Genomic DNA, 21,102 nt, shown 5'->3' with positions numbered 1-21,102 from the left:
CTCGCGGTGGAAGCCGCGCTCAGTCCTTGACGGGCGTGGCCTTGAGAGCGGCCTTGCCTTCCTTCACGTAGACCTGGAAGCGCACCGTCTTGCAGGCGTACTTCTGGACGAGCTGCTCCTTGTTCTTGCGCAGCTTCTGCACGAACTTGTCGTACGTCAGGCCATCGGCCGGCTCGCCGCACCGCTCACGGGTGGTGACGAACTCGCGGAAGACCTCCTGGAAGTGCTGCTCCTCGGAGAGCGCCACCGCGGAGTTGCCGGACGGACCCGCGCCGGGGAGCGGGATGGCGGCGGGCCCTCCCGAGCGCGGCGGCAGCGGGATGGGCGCCTCGGCAGGCCGGGTGCTGGCCTGGAGCAGCTCGCGCGGAATGGCCGCGACGCGCGTCGTCTCCGGGTTGTCGGGCGTCTGCGCCGCCGCCAGGGCGAACGGGTTGGCCGCCTGCTGGAGCGTGTACGCCGCCGTGGGCTGGTCCTCGAAGGCGAAGGCACCGCGCCGAGGCGACGCCGTCGACAGGGGCTCACCCGAAGCGGAGAAGCCACCGGGCTCGGACTCGAACGGCATCGCGCCGCCAAACGGAGTCGGCGCGGGCTGCTGGGCCGCGTACGGGCTCGCCGCCGGGGGAGGCGAAGAGGACGGGGGCGGCGCCGGGAAGGGGAACGCATCCGCCGAGCCGAATGGATCCGCCGAAGCGAACGGGTTCGACACCGGCGCGGGAGCCGGAGGCGGCAGCGCGAACGGATCCGCGCCAAAGGGCTGGGCCGCGAGAGGAGGCGGCGCGGCCATGGCGAAGGGGTCCGCGCCGAAGGGCTGGGACGCGGGAGGCGGCGGCGCGGCCATGGCGAAGGGGTCCGACAGAGGGGCCACCGCCGGAGGAGGCGGCGTCGCCTGGGCGAAGGGGTCCGGCAACGGGCCCGGCGTCGGAGCGGCGGCGAACGGCGCCGAGGCGAACGGATCCGGCACGGCGGCCACCGGCTGCGGCTGCGGCGCGGGAGGCGCCGACGTGTGGTGCATGGGCGCATTCGCCGCCATCGCGGCCGACAGGCTGAGCGTGTCGGAGGTGCCCTGCACGTCGTCACCAGAGCCCGAGCGGGAGCCGCCCATCAGCGCCGTCCACACCAGCGTCAGGGCCAGCAGCCCCGCCAGTGCGACGAGCGCGCTCTGCTGGTAGTCCGCGACGGCGCCCAGCACCGACTGTGTCCCGGCCACCGCGAGGATTTCCAGCGGCGTGCCTTCCAGCGCCCGGCGGGTTCCCACCGCCAGCGGCGCCTTGCCGCCCATGAAGTCACCTTCCGTCATCATGGGCAGACCCACGGGCCCCAGCGTCTGGAGGCTGCCGCGGCGAATCACGACGCCGCTCGCGTTGGCCGCCACCTGCGCCAGCGAGCCCTCCGCGAGCATCTTGTCCGGCCCCACGGCCGTCACCGAGTCCCCCTTCACCAACCCGAGCGCGGAGACACCGGTGGCCTGTACCGCGGCCTCCAGCACGCCCTCGTCGAGCAGCGGCGCGCCCACCACCAGCGTCACCGCCGGCTGCATGCCGAAGTCCCCGCCCCACAGCACGGGCACCGAGGCGAACACGTGCGTCGCGCCGAGCGCGTCCACCACCGAGGTGCCGGCCTTCGCCAGCGCGGCGACGTCCAGCTTCGCGGCGTCCGAGGACGGCTCCGCGCCCGCGACGGCATGGAACGCGGCGTCCGGGGCGGCCAGCGCCACCACCAGGCCCTTGAGTTCCTTGGGCAGGACGGCCTCGGCGGCCGTGCGCACGGCCCCGAAGCGCTCCGCCGTCAGCGGCTGGAGGGCGCTGGCCTTGTCGTCCACCTTGTCCCGGAGCGGCGGACGCGGGGGGACGGCGGGCTTCGGCGGAAGCAGCGCGTGGACGGCGGAGGCGACGTCCGGCGTGGCGGCCAGCTTCAGCGCCAGCGCCTGCACCTCCGCGCGACGCGCGTCCACGCGACGCGCCACCTCGGCCACACCCGAGGCGGACTGGGCCGTGGCTCCGTCCACCGCGCGCGCGCGCAGCGGTCCCGACAACATCGGGAGATGAGCAAGCCCCAGTCCGATGACCAGGAACGCGAAGAGGAGGAACTTGAGGCGGACCATCGCCGTCCTTTAGCCCATGGGTGAAGGGTTCCGCTTATAGCGTTCACCATTCGGACCCAGCAAGATTCGGACAGCGTACAACGCGGGCCCGGCCGCCCGGTGGACAACCGGGAAGACCGGGCCCTACACCGAGGCACGCCTCGGGCTAATAGTTCGGAACGTCCGCCGCCACGTCCTCGGGCAGCCCGTTCGTATGCACGTCGCGGCGCTTGTCCACGGCCTTGCGCAGGGTGCGCTCCAGCCGGTCACGCGCCGCGTCGATGGCGGGAAACAGCGTCTCCGCCTTCTCGGTGACATGCACGGAAGCGAAGTTCGGCATCCGCACCGTCACCCGGCATTCCTTGTCCACTCCACCCTTCGGACCATTGATGTCCACCAACGAGATGTCGATTTCCGCCGCCTCGTCGTCCGCATACCGTTCGATGTGGCGCACCAGATGCTCCTGCAGGTAGTCCCTCATCGACTCCGTCAGGGTCAGATGCACGCCCCGCATCAACACCTTCATGGCATCACCTCCAGGCCCAATGATGGGCAGCCACCCGCCCGCTGGTGAGGGGGGCTCCTTCACCCGCCTGCTCTCCGGGCGGAGAAGCACGCGGCCCCGCACCTTCGCGGCGGACGAATCCGACAAGGGCCAGGGTTACCCAGACGCATGGGTGCCGAGCGAATCAAGGTCCTCCTCGTGGAGGACGACGGTGACAGCCGGGAGCTCCTCGCGGAGCTGCTCGAGTTCGAGTTCGACGTCGTCACGGCCAGCGACGGGCTCGCGGGCCTGAAGGCCTTCGAGAGCGAGCTGCCGGATGTCGTGGTGACGGACGAGTCCCTGCCGGGGCTGCATGGCACGGAGCTGGCCCGCCGGGTGAAAGCCCGCGCGCCGCGCACGCGCGTCATCCTCGTCTCCGGCTACACCCAGGTGGATGGCGCCGAGCACTGCGACCTCGTCCTACGCAAGCCCATCGACGTGGAGCGGCTGAGCAGCTCCGTGAGCCGGCTGGGGGAAGAAGCGCGCCAATGGCAGGGCGACGACGCCCGACAGTGAACGGAAGGACTGGCCCCCGGTGCCGCGACAGGACACCAGACCTACTATGTCCCTCCAGGACATCCACGAGCGGGAGGGACCGACATGAAGTACTGCGCCAGGTGCGGCTCGGAGTATCGGGACGATGTCGAGCAATGCTCGGACTGTCCCGGCAACCCCCGGTTGGTGGACGTGGGGGAGATGCGCAGCCGGGGACTTCCGCTGCCCCATGAGCTGGACAAGCGCGTCTTCGTGCGCGCGGGCACCACGGACAATCCGCTGATGGCGGAGGTCTTCGCGGAGCTGCTCCAGGAGGCGGACATCCCGGTGCTGGTGCGCGCGGGCCGCTCCGGCGTCGTGGACAAGCTGACCACCGGCAACCTGCTTCCCTGGTGGGAGCTTCTGGTGCCCGAGGAGCAGCAGGAGCGCGCCGCGGCGATGATTGAACGCGAGCGCGTGCAGGAGGCGGCCACCACCGACGAGGCGGTCCAGGCCGCCGAGGACGAGGAGCGGGAGACCGAGCAGGCCGCGTCTCCCCCACCCGCCCTCTGACGCGTCAGGGCGAGCGGACGACGGCGCCAGGCGAAGCGGACTCCGGGCGGCGGGCCTCGAAGAGGCTCACGCCCGTCACCTTCCACTTCGCGTAGCGGGAGTTGCGGCCGAGGAAGGTCTCCAAATCCTCGTCCACGACGCGGTTGTAGCCCCCGCGCGAGGCGTGGCGCAGGTAGGTGCGGCCCTTGCGCTGCACCACGAAGCCCAGGTGCGTCACGCGGGTGGCCTTCAGGGGAAGGTCCTCGCGCAGCACCACGAGGATGGTGCCGGAGGGGATGGAGCGCGCGTGCTCCATCACCCGCTCCAGCGGAATCATGTTCATCCCGAACGTGCCCACCGGCTGCCGCTCCTTGGGGAGCTGGAGCGCCTGGGAGGAGCGGGACTGCCACGTCAGCGGCGTCAGCGTCTTCGTGACGGCCACCGCGTCCTCACCGCCAAAGCGGCGCGTCACGTCGCGCAGGAAGCCCTTGCGGACGTTGTTGGGCAGCCACTGCGCCTCCATGAGGTGGTTGCGGTCCTCGTAGGCCGGGGCCTGGGCGTAGCGGATGTGCTCCAGCAGCGGGGCGACCTCCGGCTCCGTGCGCGCCAGCCCCAGCGCCAGGGACTGCTCGACGAAGGTGAGGCAGTCCACCGCGTCCAGCCGGAACGTCGGGTCCGGGTCCACACCCGAGCCCTCGCCCAGCGGGGACAGGACATAGGGCGTGTTGACAAAGCGCTGGCTCATCGTGAGCAGCCGCTCGGTCAACGGCGCGTTGGCGGCCTCCGACACCAGGGCGGCGAAGGCGCTCGCGTCCATCCCCGTCCAGCCGTTGGGCCGCGCGGGAGTGGCCGTGGCCGCCTGGGCCGCCGCCGAGCCGGAGTCGAGAATCCGGTCCGCGCCAGGCGTGAATGAGTCCTTCTTCGAGGAGGCCGGCGTCGCCTGGGTGACGAGCGCCGCGGCCAGCACCACCGCCCACGTCATTGCGCCACGCCCGCCCTTCGGAGGATGGCCTTGCGCCGGTCATCCTGGAGCTGGAGCGTCTCCAGCTCCTTCTCGTACGACAGCTTCTCTTCACCCTTCGCGTTCCACGAGGCCAGCACCAGCCAGTCCAGCATGGCGCTGTCTCCGCCCTGGTAGAGGATGCGCGCGGCGCTGGCGGCCAGGCCCCGGTCCTTGTCCTCCAGGAGCGGCTTGAGCGCAGGGGTGGCCTTCTTGGCGGCGACGCCCTCGAACAGCTCCAGCCCCTGGCGGCGAACGAAGCGGTCCTCCGCGCCGAGCAGCTTGTTGGCGAAGGAGAATCCCTCCGGCGAGCCCAGGCGACACAGCCCGCGCGCGGCGGCGAAGCGGGTGCTCTCCGAATCGTTCGTCAGGTACTCCTTGAGGGGCTTCACCTGCTTGGCGTCGCCCGTCTCGCCCGCGGCGGCCAGCATGACGGCGCGGACCTCCAGCTCCTGCTCCTCCTTGGCCGCGGCCATCAGCGCCTTGCCCATCTTCGGGTTGCGAGAGGCCCCCAGGGCCCGGGCCGCATCCCGGCGCACGCCACTGCTCTTGTCGGCCAGGAGCGGCACCAGCACCTGGACGTTGCGGCTCTTCAGCCGGGCCAGGCCCTGCGCGGCATACATGCGCACCGTGCTGTCGCCATCGCCGGCGAGCCGGACCAGGGAGCCCTCCGCGGAGCGCGTGTCCAGCCCCGCCAGCACCGCGACGAGGTTGCGGCGGACCCGCTCCTCCAGCACCCGGCGGAGGGAGTCGGTGATGATTTCAGCCGCGTAGGGCTCCTCGCGCAGGTAGCGCAGCCGGGAGACGGCGGCGGGGACGGCCCCCCCCTGGATGACGGTCTGCACGACCTTTTCCGTCTCGGCGCGGCGCTCACCGCGCTTGGCGGCGGAGGCCTGGGCGGACAGGGCCAGGGGGGGGAGGAGCAGCGCGAGCAGCAACAGGAAACGGGCGGAGAGGACGGACGGGCGCACGGGGGGACGACGATGGCAAGGGCGGCGCCGGCCGTCAAAGTCCCTGTCGCCGGCCGGCCCCCCTCCTCAACGGGGTCTGCCCGATTCTTGACCCCCCAAGAGGCGATTGATACGACCGATGCCTCTTTCCCTCCTCTAGAGGCGCCACCCTATGAAGAAGCTGACGGTGCTGGTGGCGGTGGCGGGGGCGCTCGCCGCATGCGGCCCTGTGAAGTCCACCGCGAACATTCTCGACGCCGAAGTCCAGATTCAGGCCGCGCGCACGGCCGGAGCCGACAAGCTGGCTCCGTACGAGTGGACCGCCGCCAACCTGTATCTGCAGAAGGCTCGCGAGGAGGTTGGCTACTCCGACTATCAAGCCGGGGTGGATTTCGCGGTGAAGGCCTCCCGCTTCGCCAACGAGGCCCGCGAGAAGGCCATGTCCGTGGCGGGCGATTCCGACACCGGCGAACGGACCCCGAACCCGTGACGCACCGAGCGCTCCCGATGACGCGTCCCTCCCTTGCAGCGCTGCTGTCCCTCCTCCTGGCCGCCGGCTGTGTGAGCGGCAGCAAGATTCGCGCGGACACCCAGGTGCTCGCCGCGGACGTCGAGCGGGCCCGCCGCAGCGGCGCCTTGCGCTGCGCCCCGGTGGAGCTGGCCACCGCCGAGGCCTACCTCGACTTCGCCAAGGGCGAGCTGAGCCAGGGCAACAGCGGCCGCGCCGCCTCCCACGTCCGCGTCGCCGACACGGCGGTGGACCGGGCGCTGGAGCTGTCGAAGAACTGCGGCCCGCGCCAGGTGCTGGTGCGCGAGCGCCCCGAGGCTCCGCAGCAGCCTCAGCAGCCCACGGACGCCAAGCCGCAGCAGCCCCCCCAGGTCGTGGTCCGCATCGAGGAGACGGACAGCGACGGGGACGGCGTGCTGGACAAGGACGACCCCTGCCCCGACCAGGCGGAGGACAAGGACGGCTTCCAGGACGAGGACGGCTGCCCGGACGCGGACAACGACAACGACGGCGTGCTCGACGCCAACGACAAGTGCCCGGAGCTGGCGGGAGTGGCGGAGAACCAGGGCTGCCCGGCCGAGGCGCCGAAGGACCGCGACGGGGACGGCATCGTCGACCCGCTGGACAAGTGCGTGGACCAGCCCGAGGACAAGGACGGCTTCCAGGACGAGGACGGCTGCCCGGAGCTGGACAACGACAACGACGGCATCGTCGACGCCCAGGACAAGTGCCCCAACGAGGCGGGCTCCATGACGAACATGGGCTGCCCGGACAAGGACGGGGACGGCGTCAACGACGGTCAGGACAAGTGCCCCGACGAGCCCGAGGACAAGGACGGCTTCCAGGACGAGGATGGCTGCCCGGACCTGGACAACGACGCGGACGGCCTGGCGGATGCGCAGGACAAGTGCCCCAACGAGGCGGGTCCGCCGGAGAACAGCGGCTGCGCGGACAAGGACACGGACAATGACGGCGTGGTGGACCGGCTCGACGCGTGCGTGGATGCGCCTGGCACGAAGGAAGAGCGCGGCTGCCCGAAGCAGTACAAGAACGTCGTCATCAAGAAGGACCGGATTGAGATCAAGAAGCAGATCCTCTTCGGGTCCGGCTCCGCGAAGATCATCGGCAAGCAGAGCACCGCCATCCTCGAGGACGTGGCATCGGCCCTGAGGGATGCGCCCTGGATCCAGAAGGTCCGCATCGAGGGCCACACGGACTCGCTCGGCAAGGACGAGTCGAACCTGAAGCTGTCGCAGAAGCGCGCCGACGCGGTGATGGCGCAGCTGCTGCGCAAGGGCATCGACCCGGGCCGCCTGGAGGCGGTGGGCTTCGGCGAGACGCGTCCCATCGCGCCGAACACCACCAAGGCGGGCCGCGCGCAGAACCGCCGCACGGAGTTCAACATCATCACGCAGTAGGCCGCCTGCGCCCCGGCCACCTCAAGGCCGGGGCAAGCAGCGCCAGCGCCTCCCGGGCACCTGTCCCGAGGAGGCGCTTCGCTTTTCAGGGTGTTGGTCGGTACAGGCGTCGCGCACGAACGGGCGAGGAGACGCCTGCTCCTCGAGCGCCCCACTCTCAGGTCACTCGCACGCGAGCTGGCCTCGCCCTCCGAGCGAAGCCCACACGAAGGGCCTCGCGCGGACGAGACGCAGAGCCCTGGAGAGCCCCACGGCCCAGGTCTCTCTCACGCGAGTCGGCCCCGCCCTCCGAGCGAAGCCACATGAGGGGCCTCGCAGCGGACGCGGCCAACAAGGGCGGCAGCCCCGCGAGAGGGCCTCAGTCGTCCTTGAGCAGCTCGTGGAGGACCTCGGTGGCGTAGGCCCCCCGAGGCAGCTCGAACGCGAGCCACAGGTCCTCACCATCAGGCGTCAGCTCGGGCGAGCCCAGGCGGACGCGGTACGGCCTGCGCCCTCCCTCCGTCTCGCCTCCACCGCGCTTGAAGTCGTCCGGCGTGACGCCCTCGCCCACCAACAGGCTGGCCTCGAACTCGCCCACCGCGCCGGTGGCGGCCGTCATCTTCGGGCCGAACAGGGGGCCCGCCGGGCTCACCTCGAACGAGGCCACGCGAGGACCATCCACGTCCGGCGCCTCGCACACGAAGAGGCCGCCCGTCTCCTCCTTGCGCAGCACGTCACCGAGCAGCGCGGTGGACAGCGTGCCGGAACGCACGCGCTCCGCGAGCGCCCGGTTGAAGATGCGCGACTGGAAGGCGGAGAGGTACAGCTTGCGCTGGAAGCGCTCGGGCCGCTTCGGCAGCCGCTGCCCCAGCACCAGCAGGCGCCCCAGGTCCGCGTTGTCGCCCGCGCGGCCAAAGCGCTGCTCACCGAAGTAGTTGGGAACACCACTCGCCAACAGGCGCGAGAAACACTCCCGAGCGGCGCCCACGTCGCGCACTCCGCGCAGGCGCAGCTTGAAGCGATTTCCCTTCAAGTGCCCGGTGCGCAGCTTGTTGCCGTGCCGCTTCGACCAGAGCACCTGCGTGCCCTCCAGCGCGAACTCCCCCAGCCGGGCCTCCGCTCGCGCGGGCACGGAGAGCAGCTGCCGGGTGACGGCCTGCCGGTCCTTCATGCCCGCGACGCCGATATCGTCCTCGGACACGCCCAGCGACGCGGCCAGCGCGCGCACCACCTCACGCGTGTCCCGCCCGCGCTTCTCCAGCCACAGGTAGAGGTGCTCCCCCTCGCCCGACGGCTGGTAGGCGGGAAGCTCCTCGACCTCGAAGTCCTCGGGAACCAGCTTGAAGGCACCACCACAACCAGGAACATCCGCCGTCAACCGCGGCCAATCCGAATCCGTCGTCACGGCCCCTCGAGCGTCGCCAGCAGCTCCTTCACGCGACGGGCAAGGTCCTCGTCCGCGCGCGACTCCAGAAGCTCTCCGGCCTGGAACAGCAAAAAGAACATCACGTCACTGAGCGCCTGCTTGAAGGACGCCAGCGGCTCGCTGCCCAGCTGCGCGCGGTGCCGCTCGAAGGCGTCCATCAGCTTCGGCTCGGCCAGGCTCCCGTCCGACTGGAAGGCCAGGCCCTCCAGCACCGGCGAGGACGACAGCGCCTGTCCGGAGAGCGCGGCGTTGGCGGCGGCGATGAACTCGCGGTCCATGCCCTGCTTGGCCACCTCGTCGCGAATCTCCCGGAAGATGAAGTTGAACACGCGCGCCACGGGGCGAGGGTCCACCGTCGGAGCGGCGCTCGCGGCAGGACGCCCCGTCACCGGCGCGGGCGTGGCCGGAGCCTGCGCCCCCGTGGGCCCCACCGTCGGCGAAGGCCCCACGGGCACGAGCAGCGGCTTGTCCGTCAGCGACGCGAAGCCGCCTTCCAGCAGCCGGTAGACGACCTTGGTGATGTCGAACTCGGACAGGCGCGCGGCGTGGCCCAGGTCCAGGATGGTGCGCCGGCCGTCGAGCAGCCCCAGCACCCGGTCCTCATCCTCCTCCAGCTTCCCGTCCGAGCCGCGCTTGCGCGCCACGTACAGCCGGCCGTGGGGGATGCGCTTCCGGAAGTGCGCCATCTCGTCGATCTTCCGGATGCTGTCCATCAGCAGGCTCTGGGTGGAGAGCTGGATGGAGTGGCTCGCCTTCTCGTCCACCGGCTGGTCGATGAGGAAGAAGCTCCCCTCCCGGCACAGGACGATGGCGTGGAAGATCTCACTGACCTGGTGCGTGACGCACTTGAAGAGGTCGTGCGCCTGCAGGAAGCCCTTCTCCACCAGCGCGCGGCCCACCTTGGACGGAGGCTGGCCCTTGAGCGCGGCCTCCACCTGCGTGCGGTCCACATAGCCCAGGCGCACCAGCACCTCGCCCAGCCGGTCCGCCGGGTCATCCGACGAGGCGCCACGCACCTCGCCGTCCCGGAACGTGACGGAGCGCTCGCCGCCAGGGGAGTGGACGCGGATGATGCCGCTCCACCGCGACTGGCTCAGGAAGGCCATCAGGTCCGACAACGGGAAGCCGCCCGCGTCACCGGAGAGCACCACGCGCGGCGCGGCGATGGTGCCGCCTTCGGACGGGCCCCGGGCGAAGACGAGCAGGTCCGGCGCCGTGGGCATCAGCGCGTACGTCCCCGACCGCCCCGCCAACGGAGAGGGGCTCTGGCGATCCTCGGGGACGAGTTGCCCCGCGTCGATGCGGAACCGTTGCGTCATCTCCGTGTCAGTCAGCCGCCCAGGCGTTCTTGTTCGTCACCCACTCCAGCTCATCCTCCAGGCTGTGGTTGAGCAGGTCGTCCTGGATGAAGCTCAAGTCGAGCGCGCGCCCGTTGAAGTACACCGTCGGCGTCCCCGACAGCCCGGCCGAGCGGCCCTGGTTGCGGAAGCCTTCCAGCTCCTGCTTGTAGGCGTCCGACTTGAGCACCGCCGCCAGCTTCGCGCCGTCCAGCCCCAGGCCCGTGGCCAGCGCGGGCAGGGCCTCCGGCTTGAGGTTCTCCTGGTGGGCGAAGAGCGCGTCGTGCATCTGCCAGAACTTGCCCTGGTCCCTCGCCCACAGGGCCGCCTGCGCCGCCGGCAACGCGTTGACGTGGTTGGCCAGGGGGAACGGCAGGTAGCAGAAGCGCACCTGCACCGGGTTCTTCTTCGCGAAGGCCTCCAGCACCGGCCGGGCCTTGGCGCAGTAGGGGCACTCGAAGTCGGAGAACTCCACCACCGTCACCGGGGCGGACGCCGCGCCCATGCACATCCGGTCGTCCACCTTGAACTGGGCGCGCTGCTCGCGGAAGGCGCCGTAGTACTGGGACAGCTGGACGATGACCTCGGTGGCGGGGCTGCCCTCGGACACCATGCGCGCGGCCACCCGGGCCATGCGCTTGGCGTGGCGGCAGGTGTTGTGCGACTTCAGGCAGGCGCCCAGGGTGTGCGGGCAGCCGCAGTAGCAGAACTCGTCGCTCAGCACGGTGGCCAGCTCCCGCTTGGACGCGGCGGAGAGCGAGGAGAAGTCCATGCCGGGGATGCCGGAGAGGGCCGCGGCGGGGTCCGTCGGGGCGGCGGCGGCGGGCGGGGCCGGAGGCGGCGGAGGCGTCGCGGCGGGAGCCGGAGCGGCGGCCGGGGCCGGATTCGAGGCGGGCGCGGAGCCCTCCGGGTTCTTGCAGCCCGAGCTGGTCAGCGCCACGGCGGCCAGCAGGGGAATGACACGCTTCCAGCAGGAGAGGAGCACGCGGCGGGTCTTAGCCACGCTCGCGGGGCTTGTAAAGCAACGCAAGCCTTGGCAGGAGCCTCCTTGCTCATGCCCAGAGTCCTCCTCCTGCATACCGGCGGCACGTTGGGGATGGCCGGTGGTCGGCCCTCCGCCCTGCGCCCCGCCGCCTTCTTCAAGACGCTCAAGGCCCGCGTCCCGGAGCTCTTCCAGCTCGCCGACATCGAGCTGCAGCTCTTCAGCAACCTGGACAGCTCGGAGATGCAGCCGGAGCTGTGGGGGCGGATGGCCACCCACCTGCACCAGCAGCTCCAGGACTTCGACGGGGCCGTGGTGACCCATGGCACGGACACGCTCGCCTACACGGCCAGCGCGCTGTCCTTCATGTTGCGCAACCCGCCCTGCCCCGTGGTGCTGACGGGCTCGCAGCGCCCGCTGGGAGAGGTCCGCTCGGACGCGCGGCTGAACCTCATCGACGCGGTGCTGTCCGCGCTCCAGGGGCCGCGCGAGGTCACCATCTGCTTCGACTCGCACCTCTATCGAGGCAACCGCACGCGCAAGGTGAAGGTCTCCGAGTACGACGCCTTCGAGAGCCCCAACTGCCCCGTGCTGGGCACCCTGGGCGTGGACGCGACCTTCGAACCGGGCCTGCGGCCCAAGGGCCCCTTCCGCCTCTACGAGAAGCTGGATCCGCGCGTCTTCCTCCTGAAGGTCTACCCGGGGTTGGATCCCGCCCTGCCCCTTCAGCTGCTGCCGCACGTCCGGGGCCTCGTCCTGGAGGCGTACGGGGCTGGCAACTTCCCCATCGACCCGGACCTCGGGCGCTCGCTCATGCCCCTGTTCATCCAGGCCCGGGAGCGGGGCGTGCCCATCGTCGTGGTGAGCCAGGCCCACCGCAACGGCGTGGATCTCAGTCTGTACGAATCTGGAGCAGCGTCCCTGGCCCAGGGGGCAGTGGGCGGGGCGGACCTGACGCCCTCGGCGGCGCTGGTGAAGCTGATGCAGGGGCTGGCCTACCATCCCCGCTCTCCCGAGGCGCTGGCGCGCTTCATCCAGACGCCGGTGGCGGGAGAGCTGACCGTCGGACGCAGGACAGTCGAACCCCTGGGTCAACGGCGCCACAAATCGACGCGGTGAGTCCAATCCTGGCGAGGGTTGCTGGCAAGGAAGCCGGCAGCATGCTTGCCGCCATGAAAAAACGGCCCTTAAGATGGGTATCGCGATGTCCGAGGAGAAAACTTCCGTCCATTCCATTTCGGACCTGCTGGGCAGTGGCCAGCGGCAGAGCGCCTATCTGATCGTCATCAGCGCCAAGTCCGCGGCGGGTATCGGCCGGATGTTCAAGCTGGACCGCTCCGAAGTGGTGATGGGGCGCAGCTCCGAGGCGCAGTTCCAGGTGGAGGACGACGGAATCTCGCGCAAGCACGCCAAGGTGGTGGCGCTGGGCGACGGGCGCTTCCAGGTGGTGGACCTGGCGAGCACCAACGGCACGTACCTCAACGGCCTGAAGGTCAACGCCGCCCCGCTCTACGACGGCGACAAGATCCAGATCGGCTCCAACACCGTCCTCAAGTTCTCCATCCAGGACGAGCTGGAGGAGCAGTACCAGCGGAGCATCTACGAGTCGGCGACGCGCGACGGCCTCACCCGCGTCTACAACAAGAAGTACTTCCTGGAGACGGTGCGCAAGGAGTTCAGCTACTGCCTGCGCCACCGGGTGAACCTGTCGCTGGTGCTGTTCGACGTGGACCACTTCAAGAAGATCAACGACGCGTACGGGCACCCGGCGGGTGACTACGTGCTGACGCGAATCGCCCAGCGGGTCAGCGACACGGTGCGCACCGAGGACCTGCTGGCGCGCTACGGCGGCGAGGAGTTCGCGCTGATGCTGCGCGAGTCCGCCGAGGACCAGGCCCTGGCCTGCGCCGAGCGGTGCCGGTACGCGGTGGACAAGGCGGACTTCGTCTTCGGCGGCACGCCCATCAAGGTGACCATCAGCCTGGGCGTGGCGACGCTGCTGGACTCGGACTTCTCCCAGCCCGAGGACCTCATCGCCGCGGCGGACAAGTACCTCTACCGGGCCAAGCGCGCGGGCCGGAACCGCTCGGACGCCAAGGCCATCAGCGGGCCCTGAGGTACGACGCAGCGGGCGCGGTGGCCACACCGCGCCGACGTCGCCGGCAAACAGCCACCCCGCCCGACGCCGCGGCTCAGTTCCCGAAGCCCAGCCGCCGCAGCCCCTCGCGAGACACGTGCTGGACGTGGGTGTCCGCATCCCGCGCCACCGCGTCCGACAGCGCGGCGGCGGCATGCGGCCCGCCCAGCCGGCCCAGCGCGAGCGCCGCGGCCACGCGGACCTCCGGCACCGGGTCCTCGCGCAGACAGGAGGCCAGCGGCTTCACGTGGGCCGCGCGGCCAATCGCCTCCAGCGCCCGGGCCGCGGCGGCGCGCACCACCGGGTGCTCCGAGCCGAGCAGCTCCGCGACGCTGTCCCCTCGCGTCGCCTGGCGCTGGCCCGCCACCACCGCCAGCGCGGCGGCCACCACCTCCGGCGCGTCGTCCTCCAGCGCGCGCGTGGTGGCATCCAGCACGTCCGGATTCCGGAGGGACAGCGAGCCCAGCACCCGCACCGCCCCCGCGCGAATCGCGGGCTGCGAGTCGGTCAGGTACGGCGACAGCGTCTCCACCCGCTCGTTCTCGCTCTCGCGGCAGTCCGCCAGCGACGCCAGCGCCTGGCCTCGCAGCTCGGCGGACATCCTCGGGTCGCTCGCCACGTCCAGGAAGAAGCCCGCACAGCCCTTCTCCCGCACCATGGCCTCCAGCCAGGGCCGGGACACGGCGGCGTCTCGGCCCGCCAGCCGACGCTCGGCGGCCACGCGCAGCGATGTGCCCTCCGACTCCGCCATCCTCCGCGCGGCGGAGTTACGCACCTTGGGATCCGTGTCCTCCAGCGCGCGCTCCAGCTCCCTGCGGGCCAGGGGCCCATAGACGCCCAGCGACAGCACCGCCGAGTCCCTGCGGCGGGGCTCGGGCGCCGTCAGCTCCGGCTGAAGCTCCTCCAGCTCCCGCGAGTACACGGCGAAGAGGCGGTTCACCAGCACCTCGTCCACGGGCTTCGCCTCCTCCAGCAACAGGCGGCCCACCGACGTGCGCTGCCGCAGCGCCACGGCCTTCAGCGCGGCGGCGCCAATGGCGTCACTGCTCTCCGGACGGGTGGCCGTGGCATCGAGCAGCAGCCGCGCCGGCTTGCGTCCCAGGAACACGCCCAGGTGGCCGAGCGCCGCCCCGCGCGCGCGGGGGTCTTCCGCGTACAGCTCCACCTCCAGCGCCTGGCGGATGGCCTCGCGGCGGGCCCACACCCGAGCCGCCGCCTCCGGCCCCCTCGCGCCCGCATCCCGCAGGAACATCGCCGAGGATTGATCCGCCTCCGCGGCGGCGCGAGCAGCGGTGAGACAGGCCTGCAGATCCAACGACGTGGGCGTGCTGGCCACCCACTCCGCCAGCACCCGCCGCTCGGAGAGCCCCTTCCCCTTCGCCTCCGCGCGCACGGAGGCCCACCGCACGCGCCAGTCCTCGTCCTTGCGGGAGGACGCCAGCGCATCACGGGGCGCGGGCCGGATGGTGCCCAGGGACGCCACCCAGGAGTCCACCCGTCCGCCGGACAGACAGGCGCCACACACCCGGGCTCGCAGGGCCCGGTCGGCCACGTGCCGTTGGCAGGAGTTCCAGCAGTCGGTCGTCCCGGTGCCGCCACGCTGACCGGTCGCCAGCAGTACCATCAGGATGAGGGCAGGGCTCACGCAGCGGACAGTGTAGTGCATCCGCCCCGGGCTTTTCCCTCCGGCGTCCTTGCGTTTTGGCTCCCGCTGGGACATACCCGCTCCCCTTTTGAAGTACACACACATTGACGCATGGCGGAAGGAGGTGAACTCATGCCCGGTATCCGAGTGAAAGAAGGAGAATCCATTGAGAGCGCCCTCAAGCGCTTCAAGAAGGCCACTGAAAAGGCCGGAATCCTTTCCGAGATCCGCAAGCGCGAGCACTACGAGAAGCCTTCCGTGAAGCGGAAGAAGAAGGCCCTCGCCGCCAAGAAGCGCGCGGTGAAGAAGGCCCGCAAGTCGTTCTAGTTGCGAGGCCGGCGTGAGAGCCGGGGCGCCCTCCAGCAGTCAGGTGCCCTGGCTCCCGTCGTCCAGTCCCCCCGAACCACCACCCAGCGGAGTCGCATATATGGCAACCCTCAAGGAACGGCTCGACGCGGACCTGAAGGACTCGATGCGGTCGAAGACCGAGCTGCGCACCACCGTCATTCGGGCCATCAAGAGCGCCATCAAGTACAAGGAAGTGGAGCCCGGTGCGTCCGCCCTGGATGACGCGGGTGTGCTGACGGTCATCGCCGGCCTCATCAAGAAGGGTCGCGACTCCGTGGAGCAGTTCAAGGCCGGCAACCGGCCGGAGATGGCGGAGAAGGAAGAGGCGGAGATCGCCGTCCTCCAGAGCTACCTCCCCCAGCAGCTCACCCCCGACGAGCTGGCCGCCGCCGTCCAGGCCGCCATCGCCGAGGTGGGTGCCCAGAGCTCCAAGGACATGGGCGCGGTGATGAAGAACCTCACCCCCAAGATCCAGGGCAAGGCCGAGGGCAAGGCCATCTCCGAGGCCGTCAAGGCGCAGCTCGCGAAGCTCAGCTGAAGTCGTCTCCCACACCCGTTCGGGGTCGCTCGCTTGCTCCCGCGACCCCTCGAGTGGATGGGATTGGGGTGAGCGGAAACTTGCTCCCCCGGCTGCCCGTCATTAAGTGCCTGGGCCAGTCCGCCGCGCGCCCCACCCCTCCGGGGAGGCGCCGTCCGGGCCGTAGGAGCCCCAACGTGTCCCCAGCCATCCCTCCCGCCCCCCGCCGCCAGACCTCCGCCCTCGTGGGCGGGGTGATCCAGCGGGTTGGCGGCCAGACGGGCGACGTCAGGCCCGGCTGCCAGGATGTCGGGAGTGCGCCCGCCCAGGTGCGGGACGAGGGGTGGCCGACATGATCCCGGAACACAAGATCCAGGAAGTCCTCGAGCGTGTAGACCTCGTGGGCCTCATCTCCCGACATGTGGAACTGAAGAAGGCGGGGCGGGAGTGGAAGGGGCGCTGTCCCTTCCATCAGGAGAAGACGCCGTCCTTCTACGTGGTGCCGGAGAAGCACTTCTATTTCTGCCACGGCTGCCGGGCGAGCGGGGACGCGGTGTCCTTCGTCCAGCGCTACTTGGGCAAGACGTTCCTGGACGCGGTGAGAGACCTCGCGCGCGAGCTGGGCATCGACCTGGAGGCGCAGCAGGACCCGGGCATGCGCGAGCGCCAGCAGCTCAAGGAGGCCACGGACCTGGCCGCCGAGCACTTCCGCTCCATCCTCTGGCAGGACGAGGGCCGCTCCGCGCGGGCCTACATCACCAGCCGAGGCGTGTCGGAAGAGACGGCGCAGGCCTTCGGGCTGGGCTGGGCGCCCAATGCCTGGAGCCTGCTCGCGGAGCGCTTTCAAAAGACAGGCATGCTGGACTGGGCCATGAAGGCCGGGCTGGTGCTCAAGCGAAACACGGGAGACGGCTGCTACGACTTCTTCCGCAGCCGGCTGATGGTGCCTATCCGCGCGCCCGAGGGCCGCCCCATCGCCTTCGGTGGCCGGCTCGTCGGCGCCGAGGAAGGCCCCAAGTACCTCAACTCGCGCGAGTCCCGGCTCTTCAACAAGAGCGACACCCTGTTCGGCATGGACCAGGCGCGCGACGAGGTCCGCAAGCGCAAGGCCGCCGTGCTCGTGGAGGGCTACTTCGACTGCATCGGCCTGCACCAAGTGGGCGTGCGCCACGCGGTGGCGCTGTGCTCGACCAACCTCACCCCGGGTCACATGCAGGTGCTCAAGCGCGGCGAGGCCCGGGAGCTGGTGCTGCTGCTCGATGGGGACTCGGCGGGAATCGCGGCGGTGGAGCGACTCGCCGGTCCCCTGCTCGCCGCCGGGGCGACCGCCCGGGTGGCCTTGCTTCCCCAAGGGGATGATCCAGACGTCTTCGCGCGTCGAGAGGGAGCGGAAGGTGTGGAGCAGCTTCTGGAAAGCGCGCAACCGCTCACCGCGTACCTGTTCGCCTCCCTGCTCCCCCAGGGCAAGGGGGCGTCTTTCGAGGAGAAGATGGCGGCACTGGAGCGGCTCAAGCCCGTGGCGGCGCAGGTGCCCGTGGGCCTGGTGCGCTCGTCGCTCTTCTCCGCCCTCGCGGAGCACTTCGGCTGGCGCTCCAACGACGTGGAGGCCGCGCTGCGCAGCAAGGTGCCCCCCACGCCCAAGCCCGCAGCGGCCTCACCCGAGGGCGGCCCCGCCGCGCCCGCCCGCCCGCTCCCCGAGAAGCCGCCCCCGCCCATGGAGGCGCTCTACGTGGCCTCCGTGCTGAGGGACCCTCGCCTGCTCGGCAGGGATGTCTTTCGCGTTTGTGACGAGCTGTCCCACATGGGACTGCGCATGGCGCTCGCGCACGCCACGTCGGGCCAGGGCACGCAGGACGCGCTCTTCGAGGCCGCCGAGTCCGTGAAGCGCGCCATCGAGACGTCCTGGCGCCAGCTCCCCTCGGAAGGACAGGAGCTGGAGCACGCCTTCTTCGCCATCTGTCGGGAAATCATGGTGCGGCGCATCGATGAGCGGCTCACTTATATAAAGCGCGCGACAGAGCAGACGCCGGGAGCGTTCGACCTCACGGAAGAGACGCGGCAGCTGTTGTCGGAGCGCGTGGAACTGCTGGCGCTCAAGAAGCGTGTCCTGGAGGAGCTCAAGCCCGCTTCCCCGGGAACAAAGGCGCCCATGCAACCGGTTTGACTTCGCGTTTGTAAGAAACCCTGACTTTGCGGTAGATCGGCCGGCTCGCCCCAGGCCTCAAGCCCCTGAATTTCTTAAGGAGAAGTACCCGAATGCCGACGCAGAAGCCCTCGAAGGCGTCCGTGAAGCCCACCAAGAAGAAGGTGGATCCGGTGATCCGCAAGAAGAAGGCACCGGACAGTCCCGCGGCGAAGGGTGCTGGGGTGAAGGCTGGGACCGAGGAGCAGGAGCCCCTGGAGGCCAAGGAGGCGCCCGCCGAAGCCGTCGAGACGAAGAAGAAGAAGAAGGGCGTCGTCTCCGCGGACGTCGACCCCGAGGAGGCCGCTGAAGAAGCCGCCGCCGCCGTCGAGGTGGACCCTGACGCCGTCGAGGACGACGTCGAGGAGGACCCGGTCGCCGAGCGCAAGGAAGTGAAGGACCTGCTCGCCCAGGGACGTGAGAAGGGCTTCCTCACCTACGACGAGGTGAATGACGCGCTGCCCGCCGACATCGTGTCGTCCGATCAAATCGACGACGTGATGAGCATGTTCGGCGACAACGACATCGAGATTGTCGATGCGCAGAAGGCTGCTCAGAACAACGAGATCAAGCCCACCGTCACCGTCGAGGAGGAGAAGGAAGACGTCGACGAGGACGAGAAGGACGAAGACGACGAGCCGGGTGGCAAGTCGAACGACCCGGTGCGCCTGTACCTGCGCAAGATGGGCAGCGTCAGCCTGCTCACGCGCGAGGGCGAGGTCGAAATCGCCAAGCGCATCGAAGAGGGCGAGAAGGAAGTGCTGCGCGCCCTGCTCGCCTGCAAGGTCGCCGTCGAGGAGATCCTCGACATCGGCAACAAGCTGAAGACGGCCAAGCTGCGCGTGCGCGACGTCATCAAGGACGCGCCCGAGGAGGCCCAGGCCGAAGGCGCCGAGGAGCCTCCCGAGGAGGTCGGCGAGGGTGACGCCCCGGCGCAGCTTGCGCAGAGCGAGCTCAACAAGATTGAGCAGATCTGCAAGCAGATCGAACGCTTCCGCAAGTTCGCCAAGGACTGCGACGTCTTGGAAGAGGAGCTCATCTCCAAGAAGAAGCTGACCGAGGTGCGCAAGAAGGAGCTCAAGCAGGAGATGAAGGACCTCCGGACCAAGATGATGGAGGTCTTGGAGGAGATGCGGCTGAACAAGAAGCAGGTCGACCGCATCGTCGTGAATCTCAAGGGGCTCATCGAGCGCGTTGAGAAGGCCGAGGACGAGCTTCGTGACTTGGAGCGCCGCTACGGCATCTCCATGAAGGAGCTGCGCCCGCAGCTGAAGGAGTCGCGGGAGAATCCGAACATCGGCAAGAAGCTGCAGAAGCAGCTCAACCTCACGCCCGAGCAGCTCGAGGTCCTGGACCGCGACGTGCGCACGGCGGTCCGGAAGATCAAGAAGGTGGAGGAGGAGGCCAACCTCCCCGTGGATGCGCTGCGCCGCAACTACGACGCCATCCGCCTGGGCGAGAAGCGGGCCGAGCGCGCCAAGAGCGAGCTGGTGGAGGCGAACCTGCGCCTCGTGGTCTCCATCGCGAAGAAGTACACGAACCGTGGCCTCCAGTTCCTGGACCTCATCCAGGAGGGCAACATCGGCCTGATGAAGGCCGTGGACAAGTTCGAGTACAAGCGCGGCTACAAGTTCTCGACCTACGCCACCTGGTGGATTCGTCAGGCCATTACGCGCGCAATCGCGGACCAGGCCCGCACCATCCGCATCCCGGTGCACATGATCGAGACCATCAACAAGCTCATCCGCACCAGCCGCTACCTGGTGCAGGAGATTGGCCGCGAGCCGACGCCGGAGGAGATCGCGGAGAAGATGGAGCTGCCGCTCGACAAGGTGCGCAAGGTCCTGAAGATCGCCAAGGAGCCCATCTCCCTGGAGACGCCCATTGGCGAGGAAGAGGACAGCCACCTGGGCGACTTCATCGAGGACAAGAGCCTCGTTTCGCCTGCGGACGCGGTCATCAACATGAACCTGGCGGAGCAGACCCGCAAGGTGCTGGCCACGCTGACGCCGCGTGAGGAGAAGGTGCTCCGCATGCGCTTCGGCATTGGCGAGAAGAGCGACCACACGCTGGAAGAGGTGGGCCAGGACTTCGAGGTGACGCGCGAGCGCATCCGGCAGATTGAGGCCAAGGCGCTGCGCAAGCTGCGTCACCCCAGCCGCTCCAAGCGCCTGCGCTCCTTCGTGGAGAGCTGACGCCTTCCTGACGGCTCCACCGTGAGCCGTCCCGGGAAGCGCTCGAGGCCCCCGCTCCTTCATGGACCGGGGGCCTTCGTGTTTCTAGAGTCCGGCGCCGTGGCGCTCTCCAGGTCCAGGACGAAGTCCCGAGTGAAACCCGAGGCGTCGGCTCCGCCTGAGCGTCCGCCCTTCTCCGAGGCGGTGTGGCGCGCGGTGCGAGCGATTCCGCGAGGCCAGGTGCGCTCGTACTCGCAGGTGGCGCTGTACGCGGGACGCCCTGGCGCTGCGCGCGGCGTGGGGCGGGAGATGACCACGCTGCCTCCAGGGCGGGAGGTGCCGTGGTGGCGTGTCACGAAGTCGGGCGGAGTGCTGGCTTCCAAGGTGGCGCAGGAGCAGGCGAAGCGCCTGCGCGCCGAGGGCGTCACGGTGGAGCAGCGGGGACAGGTGTTCCGGGTGAAGGTGCCACAGGAGCCCGAGACGCCCGCTCCCGCGTCCAAGCGGAAGCGCTGACGGAAGGCGCACAAAGCCTCACGCCGACGCGGCCTCAAGCCAGGAGGACATCCTCTCCCGACTGGCCCTTGCCAGCGGCGCATGGGCGGCGGTATGCAACCGGACAGGCGGGTTGTTGACGCATGGGGGCCCTTAGCTCAGCGGTTAGAGCTGTCGGCTCATAACCGATTGGTCCCTGGTTCGAATCCAGGAGGGCCCACTCCCCTTCCGTAACTCCTCGCCGGAGCCCGTCGTGACAAGCGGGGTATGAGGTGAGGAGGTTGTCGCTCCATGGGTGGGACGAGGAGCGACGGTATGGATTTGGAGCAGATGAGGGAGACGTTGCGCGCGCAGGCG

General features: G+C 69.9%; 19 protein-coding genes and 1 tRNA gene. 12 read left to right on the top strand and 8 right to left on the bottom strand.

Annotated features, from left to right (window positions below; translation table 11 throughout):
* Positions 1 to 19: 19 nt before the first annotated feature.
* Positions 20 to 2,101, bottom strand: a complete 2,082-nt coding sequence (locus tag LZ199_RS41770; protein WP_253999393.1) for an MXAN_5187 family protein — start codon at positions 2,099 to 2,101, stop codon at positions 20 to 22.
* A 145-nt stretch (positions 2,102 to 2,246) separates the two neighbouring features.
* Positions 2,247 to 2,606, bottom strand: a complete 360-nt coding sequence (gene hpf, locus LZ199_RS41765) for a ribosome hibernation-promoting factor, HPF/YfiA family (RefSeq protein WP_253999392.1) — start codon at positions 2,604 to 2,606, stop codon at positions 2,247 to 2,249.
* Between the two features lie 147 nt (positions 2,607 to 2,753).
* Here hpf and LZ199_RS41760 point away from each other — a divergent pair, with 147 nt between their 5' ends.
* Positions 2,754 to 3,140 carry a response regulator gene (locus LZ199_RS41760; RefSeq protein ID WP_253999391.1) on the top strand — a complete coding sequence of 129 codons (387 nt, stop codon included), beginning with the start codon at positions 2,754 to 2,756 and terminating at the stop codon, positions 3,138 to 3,140.
* An 84-nt stretch (positions 3,141 to 3,224) separates the two neighbouring features.
* Positions 3,225 to 3,671, top strand: a complete 447-nt coding sequence (locus LZ199_RS41755; protein ID WP_253999390.1) for a putative signal transducing protein — start codon at positions 3,225 to 3,227, stop codon at positions 3,669 to 3,671.
* Between the two features lie 4 nt (positions 3,672 to 3,675).
* On the opposite strand, the gene LZ199_RS41750 is transcribed toward LZ199_RS41755, so the two are convergent.
* Together LZ199_RS41750 and LZ199_RS41745 are read right to left on the bottom strand one after the other, a co-directional pair.
* A complete protein-coding gene (locus LZ199_RS41750; RefSeq protein WP_253999389.1) occupies positions 3,676 to 4,632 on the bottom strand; it encodes an N-acetylmuramoyl-L-alanine amidase-like domain-containing protein in 957 nt (318 codons plus the stop codon).
* Positions 4,629 to 5,621, bottom strand: a complete 993-nt coding sequence (locus LZ199_RS41745) for a HEAT repeat domain-containing protein (protein ID WP_253999388.1) — start codon at positions 5,619 to 5,621, stop codon at positions 4,629 to 4,631. The genes LZ199_RS41750 and LZ199_RS41745 overlap by 4 nt, the downstream gene beginning before the upstream one ends.
* A gap of 151 nt (positions 5,622 to 5,772) precedes the next feature.
* Between LZ199_RS41745 and LZ199_RS41740 the strand changes: the two genes are divergently transcribed.
* Both LZ199_RS41740 and LZ199_RS41735 read left to right on the top strand, forming a co-directional pair.
* The gene (locus LZ199_RS41740) at positions 5,773 to 6,090 is read left to right on the top strand and encodes a DUF4398 domain-containing protein (protein WP_253999387.1); all 318 of its coding nucleotides are present in this window, start codon (positions 5,773 to 5,775) and stop codon (positions 6,088 to 6,090) included.
* A 17-nt stretch (positions 6,091 to 6,107) separates the two neighbouring features.
* Positions 6,108 to 7,526, top strand: a complete 1,419-nt coding sequence (locus tag LZ199_RS41735) for an OmpA family protein (RefSeq protein ID WP_253999386.1) — start codon at positions 6,108 to 6,110, stop codon at positions 7,524 to 7,526.
* Between the two features lie 358 nt (positions 7,527 to 7,884).
* On the opposite strand, the gene truD is transcribed toward LZ199_RS41735, so the two are convergent.
* The 3 genes from truD to LZ199_RS41720 are packed head-to-tail and all read right to left on the bottom strand — an operon-like array spanning position 7,885 to position 11,253.
* The gene (gene truD / locus LZ199_RS41730; RefSeq protein ID WP_253999385.1) at positions 7,885 to 8,910 is read right to left on the bottom strand and encodes a tRNA pseudouridine(13) synthase TruD; all 1,026 of its coding nucleotides are present in this window, start codon (positions 8,908 to 8,910) and stop codon (positions 7,885 to 7,887) included.
* Positions 8,907 to 10,250 carry a DUF4388 domain-containing protein gene (locus tag LZ199_RS41725; protein WP_253999384.1) on the bottom strand — a complete coding sequence of 448 codons (1,344 nt, stop codon included), beginning with the start codon at positions 10,248 to 10,250 and terminating at the stop codon, positions 8,907 to 8,909. The genes truD and LZ199_RS41725 overlap by 4 nt, the downstream gene beginning before the upstream one ends.
* A 7-nt stretch (positions 10,251 to 10,257) precedes the next feature.
* A complete protein-coding gene (locus LZ199_RS41720) occupies positions 10,258 to 11,253 on the bottom strand; it encodes a DsbA family protein (RefSeq protein WP_407667338.1) in 996 nt (331 codons plus the stop codon).
* A gap of 69 nt (positions 11,254 to 11,322) precedes the next feature.
* Here LZ199_RS41720 and LZ199_RS41715 point away from each other — a divergent pair, with 69 nt between their 5' ends.
* Both LZ199_RS41715 and LZ199_RS41710 read left to right on the top strand, forming a co-directional pair.
* Positions 11,323 to 12,369, top strand: coding sequence for an asparaginase (locus LZ199_RS41715; protein WP_253999382.1), 1,047 nt, complete (start codon positions 11,323 to 11,325; stop codon positions 12,367 to 12,369).
* An 85-nt stretch (positions 12,370 to 12,454) separates the two neighbouring features.
* On the top strand, positions 12,455 to 13,366 hold the full coding sequence (locus tag LZ199_RS41710; protein WP_253999381.1) for a GGDEF domain-containing protein: 912 nt from the start codon (positions 12,455 to 12,457) through the stop codon (positions 13,364 to 13,366).
* A gap of 76 nt (positions 13,367 to 13,442) precedes the next feature.
* Here the strand turns inward: LZ199_RS41710 and LZ199_RS41705 are convergent, their stop codons facing one another.
* Positions 13,443 to 15,053: a HEAT repeat domain-containing protein gene (locus LZ199_RS41705; RefSeq protein ID WP_253999380.1), complete on the bottom strand. Its 1,611-nt coding sequence runs from the start codon at positions 15,051 to 15,053 to the stop codon at positions 13,443 to 13,445.
* A 111-nt stretch (positions 15,054 to 15,164) separates the two neighbouring features.
* On the opposite strand from LZ199_RS41705, the gene rpsU reads away from it, so the two are divergent.
* The 6 genes from rpsU to LZ199_RS41675 all read left to right on the top strand — a co-directional run bounded on the left by rpsU (position 15,165) and on the right by LZ199_RS41675 (position 20,965).
* Entirely contained in the window at positions 15,165 to 15,359 is a 195-nt protein-coding gene (rpsU, locus tag LZ199_RS41700; protein ID WP_002614080.1) for a 30S ribosomal protein S21, read from the top strand.
* A 100-nt stretch (positions 15,360 to 15,459) separates the two neighbouring features.
* Positions 15,460 to 15,918: a GatB/YqeY domain-containing protein gene (locus tag LZ199_RS41695; RefSeq protein WP_253999379.1), complete on the top strand. Its 459-nt coding sequence runs from the start codon at positions 15,460 to 15,462 to the stop codon at positions 15,916 to 15,918.
* 331 nt (positions 15,919 to 16,249) lie between these two features.
* Complete coding sequence (dnaG, locus tag LZ199_RS41690; RefSeq protein ID WP_253999378.1) at positions 16,250 to 18,061, top strand: DNA primase; 1,812 nt, start codon at positions 16,250 to 16,252, stop codon at positions 18,059 to 18,061.
* Between the two features lie 92 nt (positions 18,062 to 18,153).
* Positions 18,154 to 20,274, top strand: a complete 2,121-nt coding sequence (gene rpoD, locus LZ199_RS41685; protein WP_253999377.1) for an RNA polymerase sigma factor RpoD — start codon at positions 18,154 to 18,156, stop codon at positions 20,272 to 20,274.
* A gap of 132 nt (positions 20,275 to 20,406) precedes the next feature.
* The gene (locus LZ199_RS41680) at positions 20,407 to 20,766 is read left to right on the top strand and encodes an MGMT family protein (protein ID WP_253999376.1); all 360 of its coding nucleotides are present in this window, start codon (positions 20,407 to 20,409) and stop codon (positions 20,764 to 20,766) included.
* 126 nt (positions 20,767 to 20,892) lie between these two features.
* Positions 20,893 to 20,965 (top strand) — tRNA-Ile (locus LZ199_RS41675).
* Positions 20,966 to 21,102 lie beyond the last annotated feature (137 nt).

This window comes from Myxococcus qinghaiensis (assembly GCF_024198215.1).
In the GTDB taxonomy this organism is placed as follows: Bacteria; Myxococcota; Myxococcia; order Myxococcales; family Myxococcaceae; genus Myxococcus; species Myxococcus qinghaiensis.
Note: the sequence above shows the minus strand (reverse complement) of the source record. Positions and strands in the feature narration are given on the sequence as shown.

Bases quoted from the DNA above. Each gene is read 5' to 3' on its own strand.
- LZ199_RS41770 (WP_253999393.1), bottom strand. From the start codon at position 2,101: ATGGTCCGCCTCAAGTTCCTCCTCTTCGCGTTCCTGGTCATCGGACTG.
- hpf (WP_253999392.1), bottom strand. From the start codon at position 2,606: ATGAAGGTGTTGATGCGGGGCGTGCATCTGACCCTGACGGAGTCGATG.
- LZ199_RS41760 (WP_253999391.1), top strand. From the start codon at position 2,754: ATGGGTGCCGAGCGAATCAAGGTCCTCCTCGTGGAGGACGACGGTGAC.
- LZ199_RS41755 (WP_253999390.1), top strand. From the start codon at position 3,225: ATGAAGTACTGCGCCAGGTGCGGCTCGGAGTATCGGGACGATGTCGAG.
- LZ199_RS41750 (WP_253999389.1), bottom strand. From the start codon at position 4,632: ATGACGTGGGCGGTGGTGCTGGCCGCGGCGCTCGTCACCCAGGCGACG.
- LZ199_RS41740 (WP_253999387.1), top strand. From the start codon at position 5,773: ATGAAGAAGCTGACGGTGCTGGTGGCGGTGGCGGGGGCGCTCGCCGCA.
- LZ199_RS41735 (WP_253999386.1), top strand. From the start codon at position 6,108: ATGACGCGTCCCTCCCTTGCAGCGCTGCTGTCCCTCCTCCTGGCCGCC.
- LZ199_RS41725 (WP_253999384.1), bottom strand. From the start codon at position 10,250: ATGACGCAACGGTTCCGCATCGACGCGGGGCAACTCGTCCCCGAGGAT.
- LZ199_RS41715 (WP_253999382.1), top strand. From the start codon at position 11,323: ATGCCCAGAGTCCTCCTCCTGCATACCGGCGGCACGTTGGGGATGGCC.
- LZ199_RS41710 (WP_253999381.1), top strand. From the start codon at position 12,455: ATGTCCGAGGAGAAAACTTCCGTCCATTCCATTTCGGACCTGCTGGGC.
- LZ199_RS41705 (WP_253999380.1), bottom strand. From the start codon at position 15,053: ATGCACTACACTGTCCGCTGCGTGAGCCCTGCCCTCATCCTGATGGTA.
- rpsU (WP_002614080.1), top strand. From the start codon at position 15,165: ATGCCCGGTATCCGAGTGAAAGAAGGAGAATCCATTGAGAGCGCCCTC.
- LZ199_RS41695 (WP_253999379.1), top strand. From the start codon at position 15,460: ATGGCAACCCTCAAGGAACGGCTCGACGCGGACCTGAAGGACTCGATG.
- dnaG (WP_253999378.1), top strand. From the start codon at position 16,250: ATGATCCCGGAACACAAGATCCAGGAAGTCCTCGAGCGTGTAGACCTC.
- rpoD (WP_253999377.1), top strand. From the start codon at position 18,154: ATGCCGACGCAGAAGCCCTCGAAGGCGTCCGTGAAGCCCACCAAGAAG.